Origin of the sequence: Aurantiacibacter xanthus (genome assembly GCF_003584015.1) — a bacterium.
GTDB classification, from domain to species: domain Bacteria; phylum Pseudomonadota; class Alphaproteobacteria; order Sphingomonadales; family Sphingomonadaceae; genus Alteraurantiacibacter; species Alteraurantiacibacter xanthus.
On the sequence record NZ_QXFM01000093.1, the window covers coordinates 37,287 to 61,407 of the forward strand.

Sequence of the window (24,121 nt, forward strand, 5' to 3'; positions counted from 1 at the left end):
GCGCAGAATACGCATGGCTCGCCCGGAAAAATTCGACAACATCAAGCTTTCCCCTCACTTTGGTGACGTTAACGTCACTTCGTTATCGTGCCTCCGGATCTTCCATTCAGGAAGAGGTTCATGCGGTCCGTCAGCAAACTGATGGTATTACGTAGATAATAATGCACTCTGGTGTCTCTTGATGAGCTTTCCAGGTGCGGTGTGGCGCCACCCTCGCTCTCCTGGAGATAGGTAACGTTACCTCAGTGGGTTAGGCATGCGATTCGTCCAAGTCAAGTGTGAAGCAGTGCGGGGACGGCGCGAAATCTTATTTAAATGTGATATTTCATGGAGTTGTGCATTACAAAATTGTAGGAGTTATAGGGGGTTGGCATGGGCGGCCATTGCTGTATTACAAGTCCGAGACGTGAACTTATGCAACGATAACGTTAACTGGAGGGTGGCTTGGTCAACTGGAGGCGTTTCAAGCTGCGGTGGACAATCCTCGCTCTGTTCGTCGCGGCGATGATTATCAACTACCTGTCGCGCTCGATCATGGGTGTGGCGGCGCCGTCGATCATGGACGAGCAGGGGATCAGCAACGAGCAATATGGCTGGATCACCGGGGCCTTTCAGGTCGGGGTGATGCTGCAACCGCTCGCCGGGCAGTTTCTCGATACTTATGGTTTGCGCATCGGCTTTGCCATTTGCGCCATGGCCTGGTCGATGCTGACGATCGGCCATGCCTTTGTCAGCGGCTGGTTCGGCTTTGCCGCCTTGCGCGGTCTGCTGGGGCTGGCCGAAGGCTCGGCGCAGCCTGCCGGGCAGAAGCTCGTCGCCGAATGGTTTCCCGCGCGCGAGCGTGGGACGGCCAGCGGCATTTACAATATCGGCGCTTCGTTCGGTGCGGTCTTCGCCCCGCCGCTGGTCGCTGCGGCGGCCTGGATGGGGGGCTGGCAATGGGCCTTCGTGGTCGCGGGTGTGTGCGGCCTGATCTGGGCCGTGCTGTGGTTCAGGGTCTACGCCGCGCCTGCCGAGCACCCGACCATCTCCGAGGAAGAGCGCGAGCATATCGCCGCCGGGCAGGAAGCCGCGCTGAGCGCGAGCGTCGAGAAGGCGCCGTTCTGGCACCTGCTCAAGCGCCGCAACCTGTGGGGTATTGCCTTGCCGCGGCTGCTGGCCGATCCGGTCTGGGGCATGCTGTCGTTCTGGATGCCGCTCTATCTGGCGCGCGAACACGGCTTCAAGCTGGAGCAGATTGCGCTGGTGGCCTGGCTGCCGTTCCTTGCCGCCGATCTGGGCTGCCTTGCCGGTCCGGCGCTGGCCTTGCGCTTGCAGAAGATGGGGATCGACCTGATCAACGCGCGGCGCACCGTGTTCACCATCGGCGCGCTGATGATGACCTGCATGGCGGCGGTCGGCATGACCAGCAATCCCTATGTCGTAGTGGGCCTGCTGTGCCTCGGCGGCTTCGCACACCAGACCCTGTCGGTGTCGGTGCTGACCATGGCCTCCGACTTGTTCCGCCGTAATGAGGTGGCCACCGCCGCAGGCTTTGCCGGGCTGGCCGCCAATCTCGGCGTACTGATCTTCTCGCTGTCGCTGGGCGGACTGGTCGACAGCGTGGGCTACGGCCCCTTCTTCATCCTCCTTGGCGTGCTCGACCTGTTCGGCGCAGCCATCCTCTGGATAGTGGTACGCAAACCATAATGGGCACTTTCACCAACCCGGTTCTTCGCGGGTTCAATCCCGATCCCTCCATCGTGCGCGTGGGCGAGGATTTCTACATCGCCACCTCGACCTTCGAGTGGTTTCCCGGCGTGCAGATTCATCACAGCCGCGACCTCGTGAACTGGCGGCTGGCAGCGCGTCCGCTCGCCAGCGCGGCGCAACTCGACATGCGCGGCAACCCCGACGGTTGCGGCGTGTGGGCGCCCGATCTCAGCTATGCCGATGGTCGCTTCTGGCTCGTGTTCACCGACGTGAAGCGTTACGGGCAGACCACCGTCGCGGGCGCGCGCGGGGCCTCTATGCGCGACTTCCACAATTATGTGGTCAGCGCGCCGAGCATCGAGGGGCCGTGGAGCCCGGCCAGCTTCCTCAATGCAAGCGGGTTCGATCCTGCGCTGTTTCACGACGATGATGGCCGCAGTTACATGCTCAACATGCTGTGGGACCACCGCCCCGGCACCGACCACTTCGGCGGCATCGTGTTGCAGGAGTTCGATCGCGACTCCATGCGCCTGATCGGCAAACGGCAGTTGGTCTATTCCGGCTCGGGGCTGGGCTTCACCGAGGGGCCGCACCTCTACAAGCGCGACGGCTGGTATCACCTGCTGGTGGCCGAGGGTGGCACCGGTTGGGACCATGCTGTCAGCATGGCGCGCAGCCGCGAACTGACCGGGCCTTACGAGCCGTACCCCGATCGGGTGGTGCTCTCGGCGCGCGGCGCACGCGAAGGCACGGTAACGCGCGCGGGCCATGGCGATCTGGTGGAACTGCCCGATGGTTCGACGTGGATGGCTTACCTGTGCGGGCGTCCGCTGCCGGGCCTTGCCCGCTGCGTGTTGGGGCGCGAAAGCGCGCTGCAACCGATGGTCTGGGGCGAGGACGGCTGGCTGCGGACTGTAGCGGGCGACGCCATGCCCGATCCTGCGCCGCCGCTGCCCGACCTCACCCCCGCGCCGTGGCCGGTCGCCAGCGAAGAGGTGATCTTCGATAGTCCCCAGCTGCCGGGAGAATTCCAGTGGCTGCGCTCGCCCGAGCCGGAGAAGCTGTTCAGCCTCACCGCACGCCCCGGCTACCTGCGCCTGTTCGGGCGCGGGACGATCATGAGCCATTTCGAGCAGGCCCTTGTTGCCCGCCGGCAGGAACACCACGCCTACGAAGCCGAAACCGAAATCGTGTTTGATCCTCAGAACTTCCAGCAGACTGCTGGTTTGGTCTGCTATTACAACACCTCCAAGTTCCACTATTTGCAACTGACGCGGGATGGAGGGCAGCGTGAGCTGCGGCTGATGTCGGCGATCCCCAACGCGGCCTGCACCGACGTGCAGGTGGCGGCAGGCGTGCCCGAGGGGCCGCTCGAACTGCGCGCCAAAGTCGATGGTGCGCGGCTTCAGTTCTCCTGGCGCCCGGCGGGCGAGGAGGAATGGCGCGAGGTCGGTCCTGTGCTCGATGCCTCGATCCTGAGCGACGAGGTTTCGCTGCCGGGCTGGCCCAACTTCACCGGCACCTTTGTCGGGATGGCCTGTCAGGACATGGCGGGCACCGCGATCCCGGCTGACTTCCGCCGCTTCCTCTACCGCCCGGCCTGACGGGCAGCGCCGCGCATCAGGGCTGCTCGATCGGTGCGGTCGAATGGCGCTTGATCAGGCTGTGTTCGAGAATGCGCGGCGGGCGGGCCTGCCTGCTGGTGTTGGGCTGGGCCTTGTCGACGATGATCCCCAGCGCTTCGGCGGCGAGCTTGCGCACCGGCTGGTGCACGGTGGTGAGTTCGGGCCACAGCGTGACGGCGGCCGTCGTGTCGTCGAACCCGACCACGCTCAGTTCGCCCGGAACATCGAGCGAGCGCCGGTGCGCGACCGAGACGATCGCGGCGGCCATATCGTCGCTGCTGGCGAAAATGGCCGTGGGCGGGGTGGGGACATTGAGCAGCAGCTCGCCCGCCAGCAGGCCCGAGGCATAGCTGAAATCGCCCTGCGCGAGCGACACCTGCACGCCTTCCACGCCGCTGATGGCCGCGTGAAACCCGGCCATGCGCCGCGCGCTGGCGGCCTGATTGGGGCTGCCGAGCACGAAGCCGAGCCGGCGGTGTCCAAGATCGAGCAGGTGCTGCGTCATCTCGAAGGCCGCCGCCGCATCGTCGATGCGCACGCAGGTGGCATTGGGCACATCGTAGGCGCCTACTGCGGTGACCGGCAGGTCGTATTTCGCCAGCACCGCATTCACCGCCAGCGATTCCCCCAGCGGCGGGGCGAGCACCAGCCCCGAGAGGCCCGAGCCGATGAACCGTTCGAGTTGCTCGCTGGTCGGCACGTCGCCGGCGGCAAAGCGCATCAGCACGAGGCGCACACCGCGGTTGGAGGCCTCCTCGAACACGCCGGTGAGGAACTCGCTCATGAAAGCAGCGCTGGGGTTGGAGTAGATTACCCCGATCAGAACCTCGCTCGAAGTGACGAGACGGCGCGCGGCCTGATTGGGGGTGTAGGACAGCTCGGCGATGGCCTGTTCGACCTTCTCACGGGTATCCTGTCCCACGCCGGGCTTGTTATTGATGACGCGCGAGACGGTCATCGGCGACACGCCTGCACGTGCGGCGACATCCTTGATCGTGGCTCCGGCGGGAACCTGGCTGGGTGTAGTCATATGACTGATAGTTTGTCAGTTTGACGGTTGGCGCAAGCAGCGATTGCGCGCGGCGCAAATTAACTTGCGAGCGCGCGGTTTCGGGGCATTTGCGCCAGCGTCGAGCGCCCTCGGCCGGGATCACAGCGTTTCGAGGAAGGCCACCAGCGCCTCGCGCTCCTCGCGCGACAGCTCGCGCGCCTTGAGCAAGGGGTCGGGCTGCGGGGGCGGGGCCGTGGTGGTGGCGCTCTGCACCCGCCGGTCGCGCCCGCCACCACGGGCATAGAGATTGACGATCCCGCGCAGGCTCGGGAACACGCCGTTGTGCATATAGGGGCCGGTGCGGCTCAGGCCGCGCAGCGAAGGCGTGCGGAAGCGGCCCACATCCTGCGGATCGCCGGTGATGGCATAACGGCCCAGGTCTTCCAGCCTGCGCCCGTAAAAGCTGATTTGGAGATTGTGATAGCGCTGATCGCTCAGCAGCGGGCCGCTGTGGCAATTGGCACAGCCGGCCTTGGTGCGGAACAGGTGCAGGCCGCGCAGTTGCTCGTCGCTCAGCACCTCGGTGCCGCGGCTGAACACCTGATCGAACCTGCTTGTGGGCAGCACGATGGCGCGCTGGAATGCGGTGAGCGCTGCGGCCACGTCGTCCATCGTGATTTCGTCCCTGCCATAGGCTTTGGCAAAGGCGTCGCGGTAGTCTTCGATGGTGTTGAGCCGGGCGACGATCATGTCCGCCTCGGCGGCCATCTCGACCGGATTGACGATGGGCATATGCGCCTGTTCCTCCAGCGATCCGGCGCGGCCATCCCAGAACAGCTCGTTCATATAGGCGGCGGTGAACAGGCTCTGGGCGTTGCGGGTGCCGGTCTGGCGATCGTGTCCGAACGAGACCGGCAGGCCGTCGCCCCAGCCGAGCTGCCGGTTGTGGCAGCTCTCGCAGGCGATCTGGCCCGAGGCCGAGAGGCGCGGGTCCTTGAACAATCGCTCGCCCAGAGCGATCTGCTCGGCGGCGATGCCTTCGGGCCGGGCCGGGCGGTCCAGCGGGCCGAACTCGGTGAACTCGGCGCCCTCCTCCAGCTCGGGTGCGGGCCAGCTCGCGGGCGGCCCGGCATAGGCCGCCCGCAGCCAGCCGACATTGCTCGCCTCCTCATCGCCAGCCCCCGCCGCACCGAGGAATACGGCAGCGGCGGCGAGAAGGATGGTGCGCGCAGTGATCGCCATGGCGTGCCTCAGTACCGCAGTTTCAGGCCCAGCCAGAACGAGCGGCCATACTGATAGGGCTGGCTGATCGCGACCGAATCCTGCGAGGGAATGGTGTTGAGCAGGTTGGCGACGCGCACATCGGCGGTCAGCGTGCTGGGCTTGTCCTTGAGAATGTCGATCTGCGCGTTGAGGTCGACATTGATGCGGTCCTTGTACTCGACGACATCGTAAACATCGTAGCGCACGCCATCGACCGTCTCGTTGCGGCCGCTGTCCTGGATCTGCGTAAAGCCGTCGCGATAGCGCAGGTTCACATTGGTGGTGACCCGGTCGTTCAGCCACAGCGCGGTCCAGCTGCCATTGATGATCAGCGGCGAGGCAAATTCGAGCCGCTGGTTCTGGTTGAGCAGCTCGACGAGCTGGATGATCTCGCCGTTGTAGATGACGAGGTCGCCTTCGTCTTCAACATCGAAGGTGGTTGTCAGATAGTCGTCGTTGTTCGACTTGGTCTTGCTGAAGTTGGTGTTGAACGCGAAGCTGTGCTTGCCGAAGGTGCGCACATATTCGAGCGACACGCCCTGGTATTCGCTGCCGCCATCGTTGGTCATCACGAAATAGCGGCGGGTGGTCGTTTCGCCGTTTTCGAGCTGATAGCTTTCGGTCTTCTGCAAGGATTTGGCGAACTCGTCATGGCCCCTGCGGTAGATGCCCTTGACCCGCAAGGCGCCACCAAACAGCGGCAGGTTTGCCGCTGCGCTCAGTTCATCGGAGTAGGGGGTTTTCAGCTCGCTGGTGGAATAGCTGGCGGGGATGCCGTTTTTGTAGAGATACCAATCCGCGTTCCCCACCTCGCGGGTGCCGCCCACTGAGGTGGCATTGCGGCGATAGGTGAAAGTCTCAGGATATTGCGCGCGGATCGCATAGGCGAGCATCGAGCGGCCATAATAGCGGTTTGCACCGAGCGTGAGGCTCAGGCCGTCCGTCACATTCCAGGTCGCCGAGAGGCGCGGCGCGACATTGAGATTGCCGAGGAAGCTCTCGTAGTCGGCGCGCAGCCCGGCGCGCAGATCGACCGGGCCGAGCGCGGCATCGGCCTCCAGCCAGCCAGCAATGCTGTCGATGCCGATCTCGGCGCGATAGGCACGATATTCGTTACTTTCACTGAGGTAGTATTCGCCACTGGCGCAGGTCAGATCGTCACCATCGGTGCAGACGATATTGGCGCCGGTCACTCCGCTCTTGTAGGCATAGTTGGACTCGGGTCGTTCGCGCATGGCGTCGACGCGCTGATAGTCGAGCCCGCCACGTAAGGTCACGCCTCCGAAGTCATGGCCGACTTGCCCCTTGATCTGATAGGTATCCTGCGTCTGATCGACATCGCCAAAACCGCCGCGTGTGCAGTTGAGGCTGGCGCAGACATTGCCGTTGGTGGTGCGCGAAGGGATCGAGTAGTTGGTATCGGGTGCGGTGCGGCTGGTGTCTGAGTGGGCAAAGCTGGCCGTAATGTTCCACCAGACGGGCGCGCTTGACGCGAGCTTTAGCTGCGCGGCAAGGCCGCCGCCCTTCGAAACGATAAGGTTGTCGATCCCGCTCTCATGGGCATATTCGCTTTCGTAGGGCGAATAGCTCAGCTTGCCCGAGATGGTGAGATCGCTGCCGATGTCGTAGTTGCCGCTGATCAGGAAGTTGTCGCTGACCGAACTGCGATAGCCTGGCTCGAAATCATAGTTGGCAGAGCGGAAGTAGAGCACATCGGCGCGCGAGCGGTTGACCCCGAGCAGCAGCCCGCCGCGCTCGCCGAGCGGCATGTCGATGCTGGCACCGAAGCGCCATTTGCGAAATTCGGGTGCTTCGGGAAGTTCGTTGCCTCTGTCTTCATAGGCTTTGCGGGTGCCGTCGGAGACGATGTAGTTGACGAGGGCGTCCTCGCTGTAGCTGACATTGGCGCTGGCCCCCCAGGCGCGGCGCGCCTCGCGCGTTTCGATGTCAAGCGCGCCGCCGGTGAAGCGGCCATATTCGGCCGAGACGTTGGAATCGCGCAGGGTGATGGTGCCCACCAGTTCGCTATCCATCCACAGCGTCTGGGCGACGTTGCCTGTCGGCTCATGCAAGTGTGCCGGCTTGGTCTCGGAGATGTCGAGCCGGGTGTTGGCATCGATCCCGTCGATGGTGATGAGGTTCTCATAGATCCGCCCGCCCGAGATCGAAATCGCGGCGGGGCGCAGGTCCTGAATCGATTCGCGGTCGGCAAGGCCTTCGTGGCGCTGGAACTGCACGGTCGGCATGATCTTCAGCAGCTGGTTCACATCGCCCGATCCCGGCGTGCGCGCCTCGATTTCCTTGCGGTCGATGGTCGAGGTGCCGCTGTCGTTGCCGGTGCCCATCACATAGGCATCGTCCACGCGCTCCCCCTCGGCGACCGCCTCGGGCAGCATTTCGGCCTGCTGTGCTGCGGCGATGGAAGGGAAGGCCAGCGCGCAGCTCAGCGCCAGCAGGGATGTCTCGGTGATACGCATGGTGGACCCTCACTCACATTGTCATCGGTGGTTGGCGGCGCGGCTAGCCGGTCACAGAGGTTAATGCAAGTGCGTCGCATTATTATTTGTGTGGTTGACGAGACTGTTCAGGGCTGCCCAACGGTGGCCTGCACAGGGGACGAGAGAAGCGTCACTCGCTCTGGCGATAGGTTAACGGGATCTGGAACGTGCGCTCCTTGCCCTGTGGCGGGCGCGGGAAGGGCGCTGCCTCGGCGAGATGGCGCAGCGCGATCCGATCGATGGCCGGGTGCGGGGAGGGGATGGTCACCCGCTGCCCGCGCAACTGTCCGCGACGGTCGACGGTGAAGGCCAGCACCACCGTTCCCGCCAGTGCGTCCCGCCGCAAGACGGCTTCGTAGCTCTGCTCGCGCCGGATTTTCTCGAACACGCGCCGGGCATAGCGATCGGTCGCCGCATCGCGCGTGGGCGGGCCGACTGCCGCTGACGCCATCTCGCTCGCGGTTCCGTCTGGTCCGCTTGCCGCAGTGCTACCCTGAGAGCCCGTGGTAGTGGAGAATGCCACCGAGGCCGCGGTGTTGGCTTGGCCTCCGCTGGCGGCAAGCTCGTGGATCGCCTGCGCGGCTGGCAATGCAAGCGGCAGCGACAGCTGCGGCGGCGCGTGGCTGGCGATGCGCGGCGGGACGCGCTCGGCTGCCGGTGCAGGCTGGCTCTTCTGCGGCGGCGGCGGTGTCGCGGGGGCTGGCTGCTCAGCCGCAGGTGCGGCAGCGACGGAGAATGTCGTGACTGTCGCAGGCGGGAGGACAGCGCTCCCCTCCTTGCCATGGATCGCCAGCAGCGAGGCCAGCAAGGCCGTGCTCGCGCCAATTGCCAGCAGCGCGGACAGCCGCCGTTCGGATGTGCCCGGCGTGCCGTCGTAACGCCCTCCACCCGGCGGCGCGACCAGCGCGAGGCGTGGCTTGGATTCCCACACAAGCGGCGGGCCGGACAGCAGCATGGCAGGTTGTGCAAACATTGCCGGGGCTCTCTAAGCGATTCTCCATGGAATTGCTATTGCGATTTACATGCAGTAATTGAGCACGAGAAGTTGCCCAACCGGAGCCGCTCTGGCTCGCATTCGAGCTACAAGGCGAATAGCGCCACTTAGCCGCTCACAACCAGATAGCCGATCATCACCAGCCCGGTGCCGATCAGGCCGATGCTGAGCCAGCGCCAGCGCCCCGCGCCGGTCCACATGCCGGCAAAGGCGGTGCTCAATCGCGGCGCGGTGCCGCGCTCGCGCGCGATGCGGAGCGAATAGATCGCCGCTCCCGACAGCGACAGTCCGGTCAGGAGCAGCCCGAAGAGGAACCAGAGCGCCTTGGTCCAGTAGCCGCCAAAGGTGCCGAAATGGAGTGGATCGGCCATCTCGCTGATCCGCTGGTGCACCGTGAGATCGCGGCCATCGGTGATGAGCTTCACCCGGTTGTCCCGCACATCGACCCACACCGCATTGGCGCGAGGGCGGACGAGCATGGCCTCGTACTGGCCTTGCAGTTCCAGCATCGGGTTGTCGGCGTCGGGCAGCATGGCCGCCTCGATGCGCAAGCCCGGCTGCGCGGCAATCCCGGCAGCGAAGGCGGTGGCAAGGCTGCCCTCGGCGAGCGGCGGGCCGTCTGCTGCGGCCTCGAAGCGGCTTTGCGGCGGGGCATCGAGCCCGAGGCTCTCGGCCAGATACCAGATCCCGGTCAGCGAAATCAGCGCCACAAACCACAGCGACCAGACGCCGCTCAGCCGGTGAAAGTCGCCCCACCAGGTGCGGGCATCGCGGCGGCGCAGCGGCTTGGCAAAGCCACGCCACCAGCGCTTGTAGACCACGAAGCTCGACACCAGACTGATCAGCAGCAGGATCGCCAGCGAGGCAACGATCGGCACCCCGATCTTCGTCGGCAGGTTGAGGTGCCGGTGCAGGTTGCGCAGCACACGCGCCGCACCCGCCCAGGGGCCGGTGCCCTGAATGTCCCCGGTCGAAGGGTGGGCGTAGAGGAACCCCGCTCGCTCGTCGTCGAACGTCACCGAAACGCGCGCGGCAAAGGCGGAGGCGGGCGGCGCCTCGATGATCGACACGGCGCTGACGCCGGGATAGGCGGCGGCGTTCTCGGCGATCTGCGGCCAGGCCACCGGCCCTTCGACACTCGATGGGGAGACGCGGAAGGCGGGCTGGGCGAGCCAGTCGATTTCCTGGCTCACCACGGCCAGCGTGCCGGTGAACAGGATGAAGGCCATGAACAGGCTCAGCTTCAGGCCCACCCACTGGTGCACCTGCCACCATAGCCGCGCGGCCTTGGGCGCGGGTTTCGCCCGCTGGGCAGGCGCGCCCAGGCTAGCCCGCGCCGTCGCCATCAGAAGGCGTAGCCCACTTCGAGGAACACCGAGCGCGGCTCGCCGGGGAAGTGGCCGGTGCGGTCCACAAAGCCCGAGGCGGCATAGGTGGCATCGAACAGGTTATCCACCCGCAGCATGGCCCGATAAGGTCCGGTCTCGTAAATGAGCGAGGCATCGAAGGTCATATAGGGTTTGACCCGCTGGCTGCTGATGCTCAGCCGGTCCGACACATAGTCGCCGCCAAGCGCAGCGGCGAGGCCGAGCGCGGGGAACTGGTAACGGGTCCAGAAGCCGAAGGTATGTTCGGGTGCATTGGCGAAGCGGTCGCCGATATTGTTGGAAAAGCCGCCGCCTTCGTTGTCGGCGGTGATGCGTGTGTCGTTATAGGCATAGGCGAGGGTCAGCACCCAGTCGGGGGTGATGTCGGCCGCCAGATCGAATTCGATACCTTTGCTGGTAATCTCGCCGATAGCGAGAAAATCGTCTTCGCCGTCGCCGTCCACATCCCCTTGCGGGTCGGCCTGCAGGATGTTGGTGCGCCGGATCTGATAGGCCGACAGCGAAGACTGGATCCGCCCGCCGAACAGTGCAGTCTTTACCCCGCCTTCGAAAATGTCGCCTGAGGTGGGTGCGAAGGGGCCGCCGGCAAGCGGGTTCTGTGCGGAGGCATCCTGCGGCTCGAAGCTGGTGGCATATTGGCCGAACAGGCTCACCTCGTCGGTCACGCGATAGACTGCACCCGTGCGATAGGTGGTCTTGCTGTCCTCGAACACTATGCCATCAGCATCGTCGCGGAAGCTGTCGCGGCGAATGCCGCCCACGAGGATGAGCTTACCGATGGTCAGTTCGTTGAGGAAATAGAACCCGGTCCGGCGCGTATCGGTGAGCGTGATCCTGTAGGGGGCCTGATTGTAGGTCGCCGGATCGGACTGACCATAGACCGGATTGAGCAGGCTGAGCGGGCTGGGCAGGCCCGGCGTCACCACCGTGCGCCCGCGCAGCGAGCGGCCCTGGAAATACTCGTCGCCCGTGAAATGGTCGAAGCCCACCAGCACGCGGTTGTCGATCGAGGCGGAGAAATTGTGCGACCACACCGCATTGGCGCCGAAGGACCACGATTCCTCGGTGCGCCGCTGGTCGCGGAATTCGCGGACGGTGGCATCGATCACCCCGTCGTTGTCCGAATCGAACAGGCCGCGCGGCTCGTGGTAGTTCTGCACCTCGGTCGCCTTGTTATAGCGCACCGTGGCATCGAAGGTGAGGCCCGCCACCGGCTCGGCTTCGATCCGCGCCTGCACCACGTCGGAATTGAGGTTGAGGAAGTCGCTCGGCTCGTTGTGGTTCCATTGGCGGTCGGCGAGGAAATTGCCGTCATTGTCCACCGGCACGCCGCGCAGGCGGTTGGCGTCCAGATCCTGATCGTAATGGGTGGCCTGCAGGATCAGCGTGAGCGGGCCGGGATCGTAAGCCACGCCGCCATCGGCGATCAGCGTGCGCGAACCGGCGTTATAGCGGAAGGTGCCGCGATCCTCGTAGAACACCCCGCCGCGAGCGGCAAAGTCGCCGCCGAGCGGGGCGTTGAGCTCGGCCGAGCCGCCAAAGCGCCCCTCGTTGCCGACAATCGCGCGGACCTGCCCGCGCAAGCTATCGGTAGTGGGGCGCTTGGTCACGTAGTTGAACAGGCCGCCCGGCGCGCCGGGGCCATAGAGCATCCCGGTCGGCCCCTTCAGAAACTCGACCCGCTCGATGTTGAACAGCTGCGGCACGGCAAACCCGACATAGGGATCGCCGCGCAGGCCATCGTAGAAGATTTCCTCCTGCCGGAACCCGCGCGCTGTCACACCGGCATAGCTGAAGACGCTGACGCCGGAGATGTTGCGATAGAGATCCTGTGCATCGCGCGCGCCCTGATCCTCGATCAGCTTGCGGGTGATGGTGGTGACCGACAGGCTGGATGCGAGCGGATCGGTCGGCAGCTTGCCGACGGTGGTTTCTCCGGGGCGATAGAGCTTCTGGGCACGACCGGTGACAATGATGGTGTCGTCCGCAGGCGGTTCGGTGTCGTCTTGCTGCTCGGCGAACGCAGGCGCGCTGCAAAGCGCCGAGGCGAGCATAAGGGCTCGTGCGAGCGAGGGGAACGGACGATCCATCTTCGGTTAACTCCCTGATGTTTGGCGCGCCAATGGCAATATTGCGACGCAAACGCAATAGCGGGAGCTTGGTTTTTCTGACGGGCGCAAGGCAGGCGATTGTTTCCGGTTTGCTCCCATGAAGGGCGTTGGGGATGGCCTGGGAAGGGCGGGAAATTTGATTGGCGCTGCCACCGGCAGCACTGGGCGCGATCCGGGCACCTCCAAATTCGCAGCTAACGGAAGCTGCTAAGCAACTATAAATAGTGCTGAATTCTCCGGCCTGTCGCAGTCGCAATGCGGGAACAGGATGGATCGGGCAAGGGGAAGTTCAACAAGGAGAAGCCCGCGAATAAGGTCTGGACGCTGCGAACAATTATCATTAGCCGGTCCGCAGAAGGGGTGGTAATGATTCGCAAAATAGTCCCGGCCATTTTGGCCACATGCATCGTCGCGCCGGTATATCCGCTGGCGGCTGAAGGAAACTCCGAGGCAAGCGAGGGGGCTGGCCCGTCGGCGGACATCATCGTCACTGCTCGCCTTGCCAACGCCAGCATAACCGGCAGCGATACCCCGCTCTTGACCTACCCGCAGTCGACCCGGTTGCTTGACGAGGAGGCGCTCGAGAAACTCGACGCGCAACGCCTTCAGGACGCGCTGGACTACGCCGGGGGCGTGTCGCGTCAGAACGACTTTGGCGGTCTCTGGGACAAATATGCGATCCGCGGCTTCTCCGGTGACGAGAACAGCGGGCCGGATATCCTTATCAACCGGTTCGGCAGCAATCTTGGTTACAATGCGCCGGTCGATACCGCCACGATCGAGCGGGTAGAGGTGCTGAAGGGCGCGAGTGCCGCGCTATCGGGACGAGGCGAGCCCGGCGGGTCGGTTAACATCGTCACCAAAGCGCCCCTCGATTACTACCATGCCGCTGTCACCGTCAGCTACGGCAGCTGGAATGCGCTGCGCGTGACCGGCGATGTCGGCGGCCCGATCGACGATCGGCTCTCGGTCCGGCTGATCGGCGTCGCCGAGGACCATGACAGCTTTCGGGATCATGTTTCGGGCGAGCGGCAGCTGATCGCACCGTCGATCGCCTGGCGACCGGCCGAAAGCGTGCGCCTGCTCTATCAGGCCGAATATATGCGCAACGCCAGCGTGCTGGATCGCGGCATTGTCGGCATAAACGGGGATGCCCGGGCGATGGATCGCTCGACCTTTCTGGGCGAGCCGGCAGACGGGCGCATTCATCAGAAGATCTTCTGGCAGCAGGGCAGCGCGTTCATCGATCTGAGCGATACGGTGTCGCTGGAACTGGGCAGCAGCCACCGCGTCGGTTCGCTGCGCGGCTTCGGCACCATGGTGGATTTCGGAGGACGAGGCCTCCAGCCCGACGGCCACACCGTGGGGCGCGATCGTCGCTACCACGACTTTTCCTGGGACGACCTGTCGCTGCGCGCCGAGCTGACCGCGCGGGTGGAGCTGTTCGGACTGGAGCACGATCTTCGCTTGGGCGTTGACCGTGTCCGCCACGCTCTCGACTTCCAGCTCGCTCGTGCGCGCGGCACACCGGCAAGCCCGATACTGCTGATTGATGCGTTCGCGCCTGTCTATGGCCAGCCATTGCCAACGCCGCCCTTAGGGCTCAGCCGCACCGCTTCGTTCCGCAGTGAGAGCGTCTATGTGCAGGACGTGGCGCGCCGGGGCCCTTTGACGCTGCTGCTCGGAGCCCGCTGGAACAGCTTTCGCGAGGATGTCTTCAATCGTGTGACGCTGCGGGAACTCGATACGGACGATCGCGGCGTGACCCCTCGCGCGGCATTGTCGTGGCAGGTCGCAACCGGTCTGTCGCTCTATGCCAGCTGGGGCGAGTCGCTGCGGCTCAACCCGTCGGACGGCAATTCCAGCTTCGATGCCGAGCGCAGCCATTCCACGGAAGCCGGCATCAAGGTGTCGATGCTCGGCAATCGCCTCACCGGCACCGCTGCCGTCTTCACCATGGAAAAGCGCAACGTTCTCAATCCCAATGCCGTCGATCCCTTCGTCAGAGGCCAGATCGGCCAGCAGCGTTCGCGCGGCGTGGAGGCTGAACTGACCTACGAGCACGCCGACGACCTGTTCGTCACGGCGGCCTATACCTATGCCGATGCTGAAATCCGCGAGGATCAGGATCGCACGCTGATCGGTAAGCCGCTTTCGAACGTGCCACGACACAATGCCAGCCTGTTTGCGTTCAAGACACTGGGCAAGTTTGGCATTGGCGGCGGCGTCACGCATGTCGGGAAGCGGGCCGGCGATCCGTTCGGCACCAGCTACAGTTTGCCCGCCTACACCATCGCCCGTGCTGCGATGAGCTATTCGGTGAACGAGCGATTGAACATTCGCGCCGATGTCGAGAACCTGTTCGACACCTACTATATCAGCAGTTCCTACGCGAACGTGTGGACAGTGCCCGGGGCGCCTCGCAATTTCAAGGTGACGCTTGGCTATACCTTTTAGGTACGCGCCGCGTTAATCGCGGCCGGGCAGGCAAAGAAGTCTGAGCTCAGGTCGTGGCCGAGTCCATCGAAAGCTGGCGCTCGTTGACGTCTGGCTGCGCCGTTTTGCAGACTCGTTCGGCCAGTGGGCTGCAGTGACAAAAGGCCCCCTGGGAAGGCCCGCGCAACAAGAGCGCTTTCCTGTCCCGCGCTGTCTCCTTGTGAGATGAAATCCAAGGATTTCTGCGGCCTTGAGCAAGAGGGGCGGGGCTTCGCAAGGCTGCGTGAAACCGGAATTGGCTGGGGCGGCAGGATTCGAACCTGCGAATGGCGGCACCAAAAGCCGCTGCCTTACCACTTGGCGACGCCCCAGCAGCGCTTGCGAGAGCGGTGCCATATAGCGGCATCGCTCTCGCGCGCAAGTCACTGCTCAGACGTCGGCGCGTTTGCGCACCGGATTGAACAGGCTGCGATCCTCCACCTTGTCGAAATCCGCCGCCGAATGCCGCTCGGGCATCGCCTGCGTGTTGACCAGTCGTCCGCGGATCACGCCGGGTCGCGCATCGATTGCCTTCACCCAGCGGCCCACGTTCTCGAACTCGTGCAGCTGGAGGAACTTGTCCGCGCCGTTGTAGGCCCCGTGGTAGAGGTTGCCGAGCCAGGTATAGGCGGCGATATCGGCAATCGAGTATTCGCTGCCGGCAAGATATTCGGTCTCGCCCAGCTGGTTGTCGGCGACCGAGAACAGCCGCTTGGTCTCCATCGCATAGCGGTCGATCGGATACTTGTAGCGCTCGGGCGCATAGACGTAGAAGTGCCCGAAACCGCCGCCGATAAAGGGCGCGCTGCCCATCTGCCACATCAGCCAGTTGAACACCTCGGTACGGCCGCGGCCCGCAGAGGGCAGCAGGAAGTCGTACTTTTCGGCCAGATGGACGAGGATCGAGCCGCTCTCGAACACGCGCACCGGCTCCACGCCCGTGCGGTCGACGAGGGCGGGGATCTTCGAGTTGGGGTTGATGTCGACAAAGCCCGAACCGAACTGGTCGCCGTCGAAAATCTTGATCATCCAGGCGTCGTATTCGGCCTCGGGATGGCCCGCTTCGAGCAGTTCCTCGAACATGATTGTGGCCTTCACCCCGTTGGGCGTGCCGAGCGAATAAAGCTGGAACGGATGCTCGCCGACGGGCAGCTCCTTTTCCTCGCGGGCACCGGCGGTGGGGCGGTTGATGCCGGAGAACTGGCCGCCGTTCTCGGCGTCGGAGGTCCACACTTCGGGCGGGGTATAGGTATCGGACATCGGCTCGTCTCCCACAGGGTCAGGTGTTGCCGAGGTAAATGGGCTGCTCCCGCCGTAGCTGCAAGCATAGCATTTCTTGACCTCGGTGCGGGTGGCGCTTTCACCTTCGGGAACCGGCGAGGCGCGGTGGGGGTTTGAGCCTTTACCATGGCCACCAAGCCTTCTCGCCTTGTCCACGTCGATGACACCATGCCCGGCATCACGCGGCGCCGTGCGGGCAAGGGCTGGGCCTATTACGATCCCGTGGGCGCGCTGATCGCCGACCGGGCCGAGCGCGGGCGGCTGAACGCCATTGCCCTGCCGCCAGCCTATAGCGCGGCGTGGTTTTGCCCGATGCCCAATGGCCATCTGCTCGCCACCGGAATTGATGCACGCGGGCGTAAGCAATACCGCTATCATCCTGAATTCCGCACATGGCGCGAGGCGGAGAAGTTCGATGCGTGCCATGCGTTCGGGCTTGCACTGCCGAAGCTGCGCAAACGGGTAGAGGAAGATCTGACGCAGCGAGGCTTTGGCCGCGAGCGCGCGATTGCCAGCGTGGTGCGGCTGCTCGATCTTGGCGCGCTGCGGATCGGCAATGCGGCCTATGCCCGCACCAACAACAGCTTTGGCGCGACCACGCTCGAACGCCGCCATGCCGAGGTGCGCGGGGCCCGGATCAAGCTCGCCTTTCGCGGCAAGTCGGGCAAGGATCGCGAGGTGGCACTGAGTGACCGCGCGCTGGCCACCTTCGTACGCCGCTTGCACGATCTGCCGGGTCAGCGGCTGTTCCAGTGGCGCGATCCCGATGGCACCTGCCACGATGTGACCTCGGCCTGCGTGAACGACTATCTGCGCGAGACGATGGGCGAAGGCTTCACCGCCAAGCACTTTCGCACCTTCCATGCGAGCGTGAAAGGTCTGGCGCTGCTTGCCCATGCCAGGGAGGTGCTGCCGATCAAGGCCGTGATTGGCGAGGTGGCCGAGCATCTTGGCAATACGCCTGCCGTCACCCGCAAGAGCTATATTCATCCCGCCGTGATCGATCTGGTCGAGCGGCAGGAGGAATGGCGCGAGACGCTGGAAATGCCCCGAACCACGCGCTGGCTGACGCGCGAGGAACGCGCGCTGATCGCTCTGCTCGAGAACGGGCCGGCGGCGGAGGAATTGCTCGCGCGGGCGGCCTGACCCCTCACTGACCCTTGCCGCGCATGGCGACATGCGGCATTGCAATCGTAACGGGAGTTACGATGACCAGAGAGACAGACATTATCGTTGTCGGCGGCGGCTCGGCGGGCCTGCCACTGGCTGTGCGGCTGGCCGAAGCGGGCAAGCGCGTCACCCTGATCGAGGCGGGCAGCGGCAAGTTCGACGTGCGCTCGAAAGTGCCCGCGCTGATGAGCGGGATCGTCCACACGCCGAACTTTGACTGGATGTACAAGGCCGAGCCCGACCCGAGCGTGGGCGGCAGGCCCGATGTCTGGCCGGCGGGAAAGCGGCTCGGCGGGGGCAGCGCGATCAACGGGATGATGTTCATCCGCGGCGCGGCCTGGGACTATGACCATTGGGCCGAGCTGGGCGCGACGGGCTGGGACTATGCGAGCGTGCTGCCCTACTTCAAGCGGCTTGAGGATAACGAGCGCGGCAAGGACCCTTGGCGCGGCACTGGCGGACCGATCGGGGTTTCGGAAGTGCGCTCGCGCTATCCGGTCACCGACAGCTGGATCGAGGCAGTCGAGCAGGCGGGCTATCCGCGTTCGAGCGACCTTAATGGCGAGCACAGCGAAGGTGTCGACTATATCCAGCTCTCGCAGCGCAATGGCTTGCGCTCGCCCACCACGGGCTATCTGAAGCATCGGCCCAAGACGCTCGATATCCGCACCGAGGCGCAGGTGCTGCGGGTGAACTTCAGCGGCAAGCGTGCCACCGGCGTGACGATCCGCTGCATGGGCGCAGAACAGGTGCTCGAAGCGCGCGAGGGCGTGGTGCTCTCGGCAGGTGCGCTGAACACGCCGCGGCTGCTGATGCTGTCGGGCGTGGGGCCGGGCGCGCATCTGGCCGAGCACGGCATTGATGTGATCGCCGACCGGGCAGGGGTAGGGCAGAACCTGCAGGAGCACCCGGCGGTCCACCTTGTGAACGAGGTTTCCGCCCATACGCTCAACAACGATGCGCGCGGTGTCGGCGGGGCGAAGTCGGTGCTCGGATTTCTGGCGAAGCGCAGCGGTGCGCTCACCACCGGGATCGGCCATGCGCAGGCCTTCGTGAAGACGCGCGAGGAGCTGCCCGCGCCGAACATCCAGCTCGCCTTCTCGGCCTTTGCCTTCGACATCACGCCCGATGGCAACCTCGCGCTGCGCGAGGGCAGTGCGGTCACCACGCTGGTGGGCCTGATGCGCCCGGCCTCGCGCGGCGCGATCACGCTGGCCGCGAACGACGCCGATGCGCCGCCGGTGATTACGCACCAGCTGCTCGGCGACGAGGGTGACCGGGCGCAGTTGGTCGAGGGGCTGGAAGTCGCGCGCAAGGTGATGGATCAGGCCGCCATGGCCGGGCTCGTCACCAGCGAAGTGAGGCCGGGGCCGGACTTTGCCGATGCGGCGGGCCTGTCGAGTTATCTCGGCCTGGCGACGATCCCGATGTATCACCCGGTCGGCACCGCGAAGATGGGCGCGGTGGACGATCCGCAGGCCGTGGTCGGGCCGGATTGCGCGGTGATCGGGGTGGAGGGCCTGTTCGTGGCCGATGCCTCGATCATGCCGACGATCCCGCAGGGTAACACCAATGCGACCTCGATCATGATCGGCGAACGCGCCAGCGACCTGATCCTGCGCGCGCTGGGTTAGAGCGGAGAAAAGCCCTTCCCCTTGGGGAAGGGTTGGGATGGGGGTTCCACGCTAGCGTCGAGCCCCCACCCCCAGCCCCTCCCCGAGGGGAGGGGAGCAACGTCGATCTTCGCTATGTCATCCCGCATGAGGTCACTCCACGGCCTCACCGGCGACGCGAAAAAGTCATCGAGTGCAATAAAGCTGTCATCATGGTCGGCTTGAGCGGTGGCCATGTGATGCGGGCGAATCGTCCCGCGCCGGATGGGTTCTCGTTTGATGCGCTTTGGTCTCTGCCTCGTTGCTGCCGTTCTCGCCGCCGCTCCCGGTGCGGCCTTCGCGGGTGAGCTGTCGGGCAGCGTGATCGACGCGCGCGGGCTGCCGGTGGCGGGTATCGCGGTGTCGCTGGGCGATAGCGAGCGCACCACTCAGACTGACGCCGAAGGCCGCTATGCCTTCGTCGATGTCGCAGCGGGCGAGGCCATCATCGCCGTCCACAAGCCAAACGGCGACGTGCAGCGCGCCTTCGCCGATGTCGCCGCCGAGGGCGTGACCCGGCGCGACGTGTTCCTCGTTTCGGCTGGCGCGCTGTCGGCCCTGCTGGCCCCGGCTCAGCCCAAGGCCGAAAGCGAGGTCGACCTTGGCGAGACGTTGCGGCTGGCTGACCGGATGGTCGATGCCGTGCGCGGCAAGACGGCCGCCTGGCGCTGGAACGACCGCGAGGCCTGAGCCTTCCTGCGCGCCGCGAGCGCGATGGACTCGCGCGGCCAAGCGTCCTAGGCAGGCAACAAGTTTCAATTGTTGCCACATGGATGCCTGCCCTATGCGCCGTCTTGCCAAATCGCTCCTGCCGCTGACCCTTGCTCTTGCCGCCTGTTCCTCGGGTGGGGAGCCGGCGGATGGTGGCGGCTATTCGATGCTGGCAAGCCGCGATTCCATCGTCCCGGTGAAGATGGAAGTCGACACCTCCTATCTCACCGACGAGGAACGCCAGGTCGTCAACAAGCTCATCAAGGCGAGCGAGCTGATGAGCGAGATTTACCTGCGCCAACGCGGTGCAGACTTGCCTCTTCTGCGCGAGGAGATCGCGGCTTCGGGCGATAGCGATACGCTCGAAATGTTCGACCGCAATTTCGGCCCGTGGGATTCTGTGGCCGACAACAAGCCGTTCTATGGCGTTACGGAATGGCCCGAAGGCGCGGGCTTCTACCCTGCCGACCTCACCCGCGAGGAGTTCGACGCTTACCTCGAAGCGCACCCTGACCAGAAGGACGCGCTGCTCAGTCCCTACACCGTGGTGAAGCGCGACGGGAAGGGCGGCTTTATCGCCGTGCCCTATTCGGTCGAATATGCCGAGTGGCTGAAGCCCGCCGCGCAATTGCTGCGCGAGGCGGCCGCAATCACTACTAATGCCAGCCTCAAGAAATTTCTCAGCCTTCGCGCCGATAGTTTTGAATCCGATGACTATTTCGAAAGCGAAATGGCCTGGATGGACCTTGAGGGCACGCCCATCGAAGTCGCCATCGGGCCTTATGAGGTCTACACCGACCGGCTCTACGGCACCAAGACCGCGTTCGAGAGCTTCGTGACGCTGCGCAACCCGGAAGAGAGCGCCGCGCTGCGCCGCTATGTCGGCTATCTGCGCGATATGGAGGGCAACCTGCCCATCGCCGACGAGTACAAGAACTTCACCCGCGGGTTCGAAAGCCCGATCTCGGTGGCCGATCAGGTGCAGGGAGGCGGCGACAACGTGCCCGGCGTGCAGACCATCGCCTTCAACCTGCCCAACGACGAGCGCGTGCGCGAAGCCAAGGGCGCGAAGAAGGTGATCCTTGCCAATGTGCTCGGCGCGAAGTTCGACCGCATCCTCGACCCGATTGCGGACGTGGTGCTGTCGGGTGAGCAGGCCGCGCTGGTCAGCCGCAAGTACATGACGCTGTTCACGTTGTTCCACGAGCTGAGCCACTCGCTCGGGCCGGGCACGATCGTGGTCGATGGGCGCGAGACCACCGTCAACGCCGAGCTGAAAGAGCAATATTCGGCGCTGGAGGAAAGCAAGGCCGACGTCATGGGCATGTACAACCTGCTGTACATGATGCAGCGCGGCGAACTGCCCGAGGCGGAAAAGGAAGAGCTGCTGGCGACCTACTTTGCCGGCATCTTCCGCTCGGTCCGCTTCGGGATCGAGGAGGCCCACGGCAAGGGCTCGGCGGTGCAATATGGCTACCTGCTCGAAAAGGGCGCCTTCGCCTGGGACGAGGATGCGGGCCACTACACCATCGACATGGCGAAGCTCGAAACCGGCCTGCGCGACCTGCTGGCCGAAGAGCTGATGTTGCAGGCCAAGGGCGATTACGAGGGCACCAAGGCCTTCTTCGCCAGATATGCCCACCTCGACGAACACGCCCAGCGCGTGATCGCCGGGATGAGCGAGATCCCGGTCGATATCCGCCCGATCTACCCGCGCTCGATCTGAGCGCGATGGCATAAAAGCCCTTCCCCTGTGGGGAAGGGTTGGGATGAGGGGCGCGCCAGCCAGCGTCGAGCCCCCACCCCCGGCCCCTCCCCAAGGGGAGGGGAGCAGGGTGCGTCAGGCGCGGGAGAGCTGTTCCTGACGGCGCGCGATCAGCGGGTCGTTGAGGAAGGTGCCGGTCGGGAACAGCGCGAAGACGAAGGTGCGCAGCCACTCGGCAATGGTGAACCCCTTGCCGGGCAGGCATACCGCCATGGCCGCAAGATAGGCGAGCCAGGCCACCCCATGCGCCATGCCGAAAGGTCGGATCAGCGCATCGTAGTCGAGCCCGTATTTCAGCGGCATGGCGACGAGGAACAGCAGGATCGTGGTGATCCCCTCGATAAAGGCCACCACGCGAAAGGCTCGCAGCATCTTCACGGCAATCAATCCAGCTTCATGACCCAGCCGTGCGGATCGGCGGCCTTGCCGCGCTGGATATCGACGAGCCGCTGTTTGAGGCGTCCGGTCAGCTGACCGGGGCCGCCCGTGCCGATGGTAAAGTTGTGCTCGCGCCCGGCGACGGTGCCGACCGGGGTCACTACGGCGGCAGTGCCGCAGGCGAAGGTCTCGACCAGGTGGCCCGAGGCCGCATCGGCCTGCCACTGGTCGATCGAATAGCGCTCCTCGCGCACGGCCAGCCCCTCTTCGCGGGCGAGCGTGATCAGGCTGTCACGCGTGATGCCGGGCAGGATCGTGCCGCTGAGCGGCGGGGTGATCATGGTGCCGTCGTCGAACACGAAGAACAGGTTCATCCCGCCCAGTTCCTCGATCCACTTGTGCTCGGCGGCGTCGAGGAACACGGTCTGGTCGTGGTGGAGGGCGAAGGCTTCCTTGGTGGGCACGAGGCTGGCTGCATAGTTGCCGCCGCACTTGGCTGCGCCCGTGCCGCCCGGAGCCGCGCGGGTATAGTCCGACACCCAGACGCTGACCGCCGGAGCGCCCGACTTGAAATAGTTGCCCGCCGGCGAACAGATCACGAGGAACTTGTAGTTCTTCGCCGGACGCACGCCGAGGAAATGCTCGGTGGCGAACATGAAGGGCCGGATATAGAGCGAGCCGCCGTCGACCGGGGGGAACCAGTCCTTGTCGGCCGCGACCGCGCGCCGGACGGCCTCGACGAACAGGTCCTCGGGCAGCTCGGGCATGGCGAGCCGCTGCGCCGAGGCGTTGAAGCGCCGCGCGTTCTCCTCGGGGCGGAACAGCGCCATGGTGCCATCGTCGAGGCGATAGGCCTTCAGGCCTTCGAAGATCTCCTGCGCATAGTGCAGCACGCTCGACGCCGGATGCAGCGGGATCGCCTCCAGCGGGCCGACCTTGGCATTGTGCCAGCCGTGCACCTCGTCCCAGTCGATCGAGACCATGTGATCGGTGAACACGGTCCCGAACCCCGGCTCGGCGATGCGCGCGGCGCGCTCGTTGGCGGGGGTAGGGGCCGGGTGGGCCAGGGTCTCGAAGGCAATCGGGCTGTCGGCGAGGGTCGCCATGCTATGTGGTCCTTGCTGTAGAATGGGCGCTAATGACAGAAAATTGCGTCAATGCAAGATAAGAAGAAACTTTCTATCGAATTGGCTGATGTCAGCGCATTGTCTAGCCTGTTGTGACAGGAATTTGAAGGGCACTGTGCGGCGCGTTGGGCTTTGCCCAAATGAGAAGGGCTGCTCCAGCAGTCGCTGGAACAGCCCTTCGCATGGTCAGCGGCCGGAAGTGCCGCTCACGTAACCTCTACCGTGGTGTTTAAACCCGATAGTGCTCCGTGCGGAAACTAGCCGACCTCCCTGCTGAACCATGAGACATCGGATCACCTCCTTTCGCGCTATTAAGCCAACACCCAAAACCGTTTCACCGGGGGCGAAGACCGCGATAACCGCTGGCCTTGAGCCCTTTGTGAATCGTGCTGCAGCGCAAGACAAGGCTTGAATTAATCTTTTTCACAGTCAGAATAGTTCGCCTGCGCAGATGTGGGATATTTGATGGTTTTGTGACAGCGGATGGCCTGTCTTAGGCCGGGCCGCAGCCAGCTTGCATCCGAGCAAATCCACTCAGAATAGACAGCGCCGAGGATGCAGCCCCGGATAGGGCTGCGCAAACCAGCCAACCTACCGTCTGCATTCTTCCACAACCCGCGTGACCTCGGGCCAGGCGGGCAGGTAGTAGGCGGGGACGCCGTTCACCAGTGCGGCAAAGCGGCCCTTCGAAAAGGCCATCGCGTCAAGCAGCGGATCGCGCGCCGATACGACATAGCGGGCATAGCCCGGCCCGCCCGGCAGGCTGGCCGGATCGAGCGTGCGGTCCATGGTCTCGGTGCGGATCAGCAGCGCGCCGCCGCTTGCTCTGGGCGCGTGCATCAGCACTTGCCCGGTCGCCTTCACGCATTCGAGCCCGAACAGCGGGTTGGCCGGATCGCTGCCAAATTGCGCCAGGGCGCCGGTACCGAGCAGCTGGAATGACCAGTCGCCCGGTGTCTGCGGCGCGTCCATCCAGTTGTCGTAGGTTGGGGTCACGACC

Annotated in this window: 17 protein-coding genes and 1 tRNA gene; 7 read left to right on the top strand and 11 right to left on the bottom strand. The window is 64.7% G+C overall.

Annotated elements, in window-relative coordinates:
* Positions 1-444: 444 nt before the first annotated feature.
* Positions 445-1,689 (top strand): MFS transporter, encoded by a 1,245-nt coding sequence (locus D2V17_RS10110; protein ID WP_245978663.1) that lies wholly within the window; start codon positions 445-447, stop codon positions 1,687-1,689.
* Positions 1,689-3,296 (top strand): glycoside hydrolase family 43 protein, encoded by a 1,608-nt coding sequence (locus D2V17_RS10115; protein WP_119592854.1) that lies wholly within the window; start codon positions 1,689-1,691, stop codon positions 3,294-3,296. The genes D2V17_RS10110 and D2V17_RS10115 overlap by 1 nt, the downstream gene beginning before the upstream one ends.
* A 16-nt stretch (positions 3,297-3,312) precedes the next feature.
* Here the strand turns inward: D2V17_RS10115 and D2V17_RS10120 are convergent, their stop codons facing one another.
* The 6 genes from D2V17_RS10120 to D2V17_RS10145 all read right to left on the bottom strand — a co-directional run bounded on the left by D2V17_RS10120 (position 3,313) and on the right by D2V17_RS10145 (position 12,541).
* Positions 3,313-4,347 (bottom strand): LacI family DNA-binding transcriptional regulator, encoded by a 1,035-nt coding sequence (locus tag D2V17_RS10120; RefSeq protein WP_119592855.1) that lies wholly within the window; start codon positions 4,345-4,347, stop codon positions 3,313-3,315.
* 120 nt (positions 4,348-4,467) lie between these two features.
* Positions 4,468-5,550: a cytochrome-c peroxidase gene (locus tag D2V17_RS10125; protein ID WP_119592856.1), complete on the bottom strand. Its 1,083-nt coding sequence runs from the start codon at positions 5,548-5,550 to the stop codon at positions 4,468-4,470.
* Between the two features lie 8 nt (positions 5,551-5,558).
* Positions 5,559-8,048, bottom strand: a complete 2,490-nt coding sequence (locus D2V17_RS10130) for a TonB-dependent receptor plug domain-containing protein (RefSeq protein ID WP_119592857.1) — start codon at positions 8,046-8,048, stop codon at positions 5,559-5,561.
* Between the two features lie 151 nt (positions 8,049-8,199).
* A complete protein-coding gene (locus D2V17_RS10135) occupies positions 8,200-9,042 on the bottom strand; it encodes an energy transducer TonB family protein (protein WP_119592858.1) in 843 nt (280 codons plus the stop codon).
* Between the two features lie 128 nt (positions 9,043-9,170).
* The gene (locus tag D2V17_RS10140; RefSeq protein WP_119592859.1) at positions 9,171-10,409 is read right to left on the bottom strand and encodes a PepSY-associated TM helix domain-containing protein; all 1,239 of its coding nucleotides are present in this window, start codon (positions 10,407-10,409) and stop codon (positions 9,171-9,173) included.
* Positions 10,409-12,541 (bottom strand): TonB-dependent siderophore receptor, encoded by a 2,133-nt coding sequence (locus tag D2V17_RS10145; protein WP_220474099.1) that lies wholly within the window; start codon positions 12,539-12,541, stop codon positions 10,409-10,411. Before D2V17_RS10145 ends, D2V17_RS10140 begins: the two co-directional genes overlap by 1 nt.
* Positions 12,542-12,928: 387 nt before the next feature.
* Between D2V17_RS10145 and D2V17_RS10150 the strand changes: the two genes are divergently transcribed.
* Positions 12,929-15,019 carry a TonB-dependent siderophore receptor gene (locus D2V17_RS10150; protein ID WP_119592874.1) on the top strand — a complete coding sequence of 697 codons (2,091 nt, stop codon included), beginning with the start codon at positions 12,929-12,931 and terminating at the stop codon, positions 15,017-15,019.
* Between the two features lie 275 nt (positions 15,020-15,294).
* Here D2V17_RS10150 and D2V17_RS10155 read toward each other — a convergent pair.
* Both D2V17_RS10155 and yghU read right to left on the bottom strand, forming a co-directional pair.
* A tRNA-Gln gene (locus tag D2V17_RS10155) sits at positions 15,295-15,369 on the bottom strand.
* 58 nt (positions 15,370-15,427) lie between these two features.
* On the bottom strand, positions 15,428-16,297 hold the full coding sequence (yghU, locus tag D2V17_RS10160; protein WP_119592861.1) for a glutathione-dependent disulfide-bond oxidoreductase: 870 nt from the start codon (positions 16,295-16,297) through the stop codon (positions 15,428-15,430).
* Positions 16,298-16,444: 147 nt separating this feature from the next.
* Between yghU and D2V17_RS10165 the strand changes: the two genes are divergently transcribed.
* The 4 genes from D2V17_RS10165 (at position 16,445) to D2V17_RS10185 (ending at position 21,577) form a co-directional block, all read left to right on the top strand.
* Complete coding sequence (locus tag D2V17_RS10165) at positions 16,445-17,464, top strand: DNA topoisomerase IB (RefSeq protein WP_119592862.1); 1,020 nt, start codon at positions 16,445-16,447, stop codon at positions 17,462-17,464.
* A 62-nt stretch (positions 17,465-17,526) separates the two neighbouring features.
* On the top strand, positions 17,527-19,122 hold the full coding sequence (locus D2V17_RS10170; protein WP_119592863.1) for a GMC family oxidoreductase: 1,596 nt from the start codon (positions 17,527-17,529) through the stop codon (positions 19,120-19,122).
* A 258-nt stretch (positions 19,123-19,380) separates the two neighbouring features.
* On the top strand, positions 19,381-19,830 hold the full coding sequence (locus D2V17_RS10180) for a carboxypeptidase-like regulatory domain-containing protein (RefSeq protein ID WP_191229148.1): 450 nt from the start codon (positions 19,381-19,383) through the stop codon (positions 19,828-19,830).
* Positions 19,831-19,924: 94 nt separating this feature from the next.
* Positions 19,925-21,577, top strand: coding sequence for a dipeptidyl-peptidase 3 family protein (locus D2V17_RS10185; RefSeq protein WP_245978664.1), 1,653 nt, complete (start codon positions 19,925-19,927; stop codon positions 21,575-21,577).
* Positions 21,578-21,691: 114 nt separating this feature from the next.
* On the opposite strand, the gene D2V17_RS10190 is transcribed toward D2V17_RS10185, so the two are convergent.
* The 3 genes from D2V17_RS10190 to D2V17_RS21345 all read right to left on the bottom strand — a co-directional run.
* Positions 21,692-21,988, bottom strand: coding sequence for a DUF3817 domain-containing protein (locus D2V17_RS10190; RefSeq protein WP_119592875.1), 297 nt, complete (start codon positions 21,986-21,988; stop codon positions 21,692-21,694).
* Positions 21,989-21,999: 11 nt separating this feature from the next.
* A complete protein-coding gene (locus D2V17_RS10195; RefSeq protein ID WP_119592867.1) occupies positions 22,000-23,100 on the bottom strand; it encodes a branched-chain amino acid aminotransferase in 1,101 nt (366 codons plus the stop codon).
* A gap of 612 nt (positions 23,101-23,712) precedes the next feature.
* Positions 23,713-24,121, bottom strand: a 409-nt coding sequence (locus D2V17_RS21345; RefSeq protein ID WP_191229149.1) for a hypothetical protein, incomplete at its 5' end; no start/stop codon positions are given.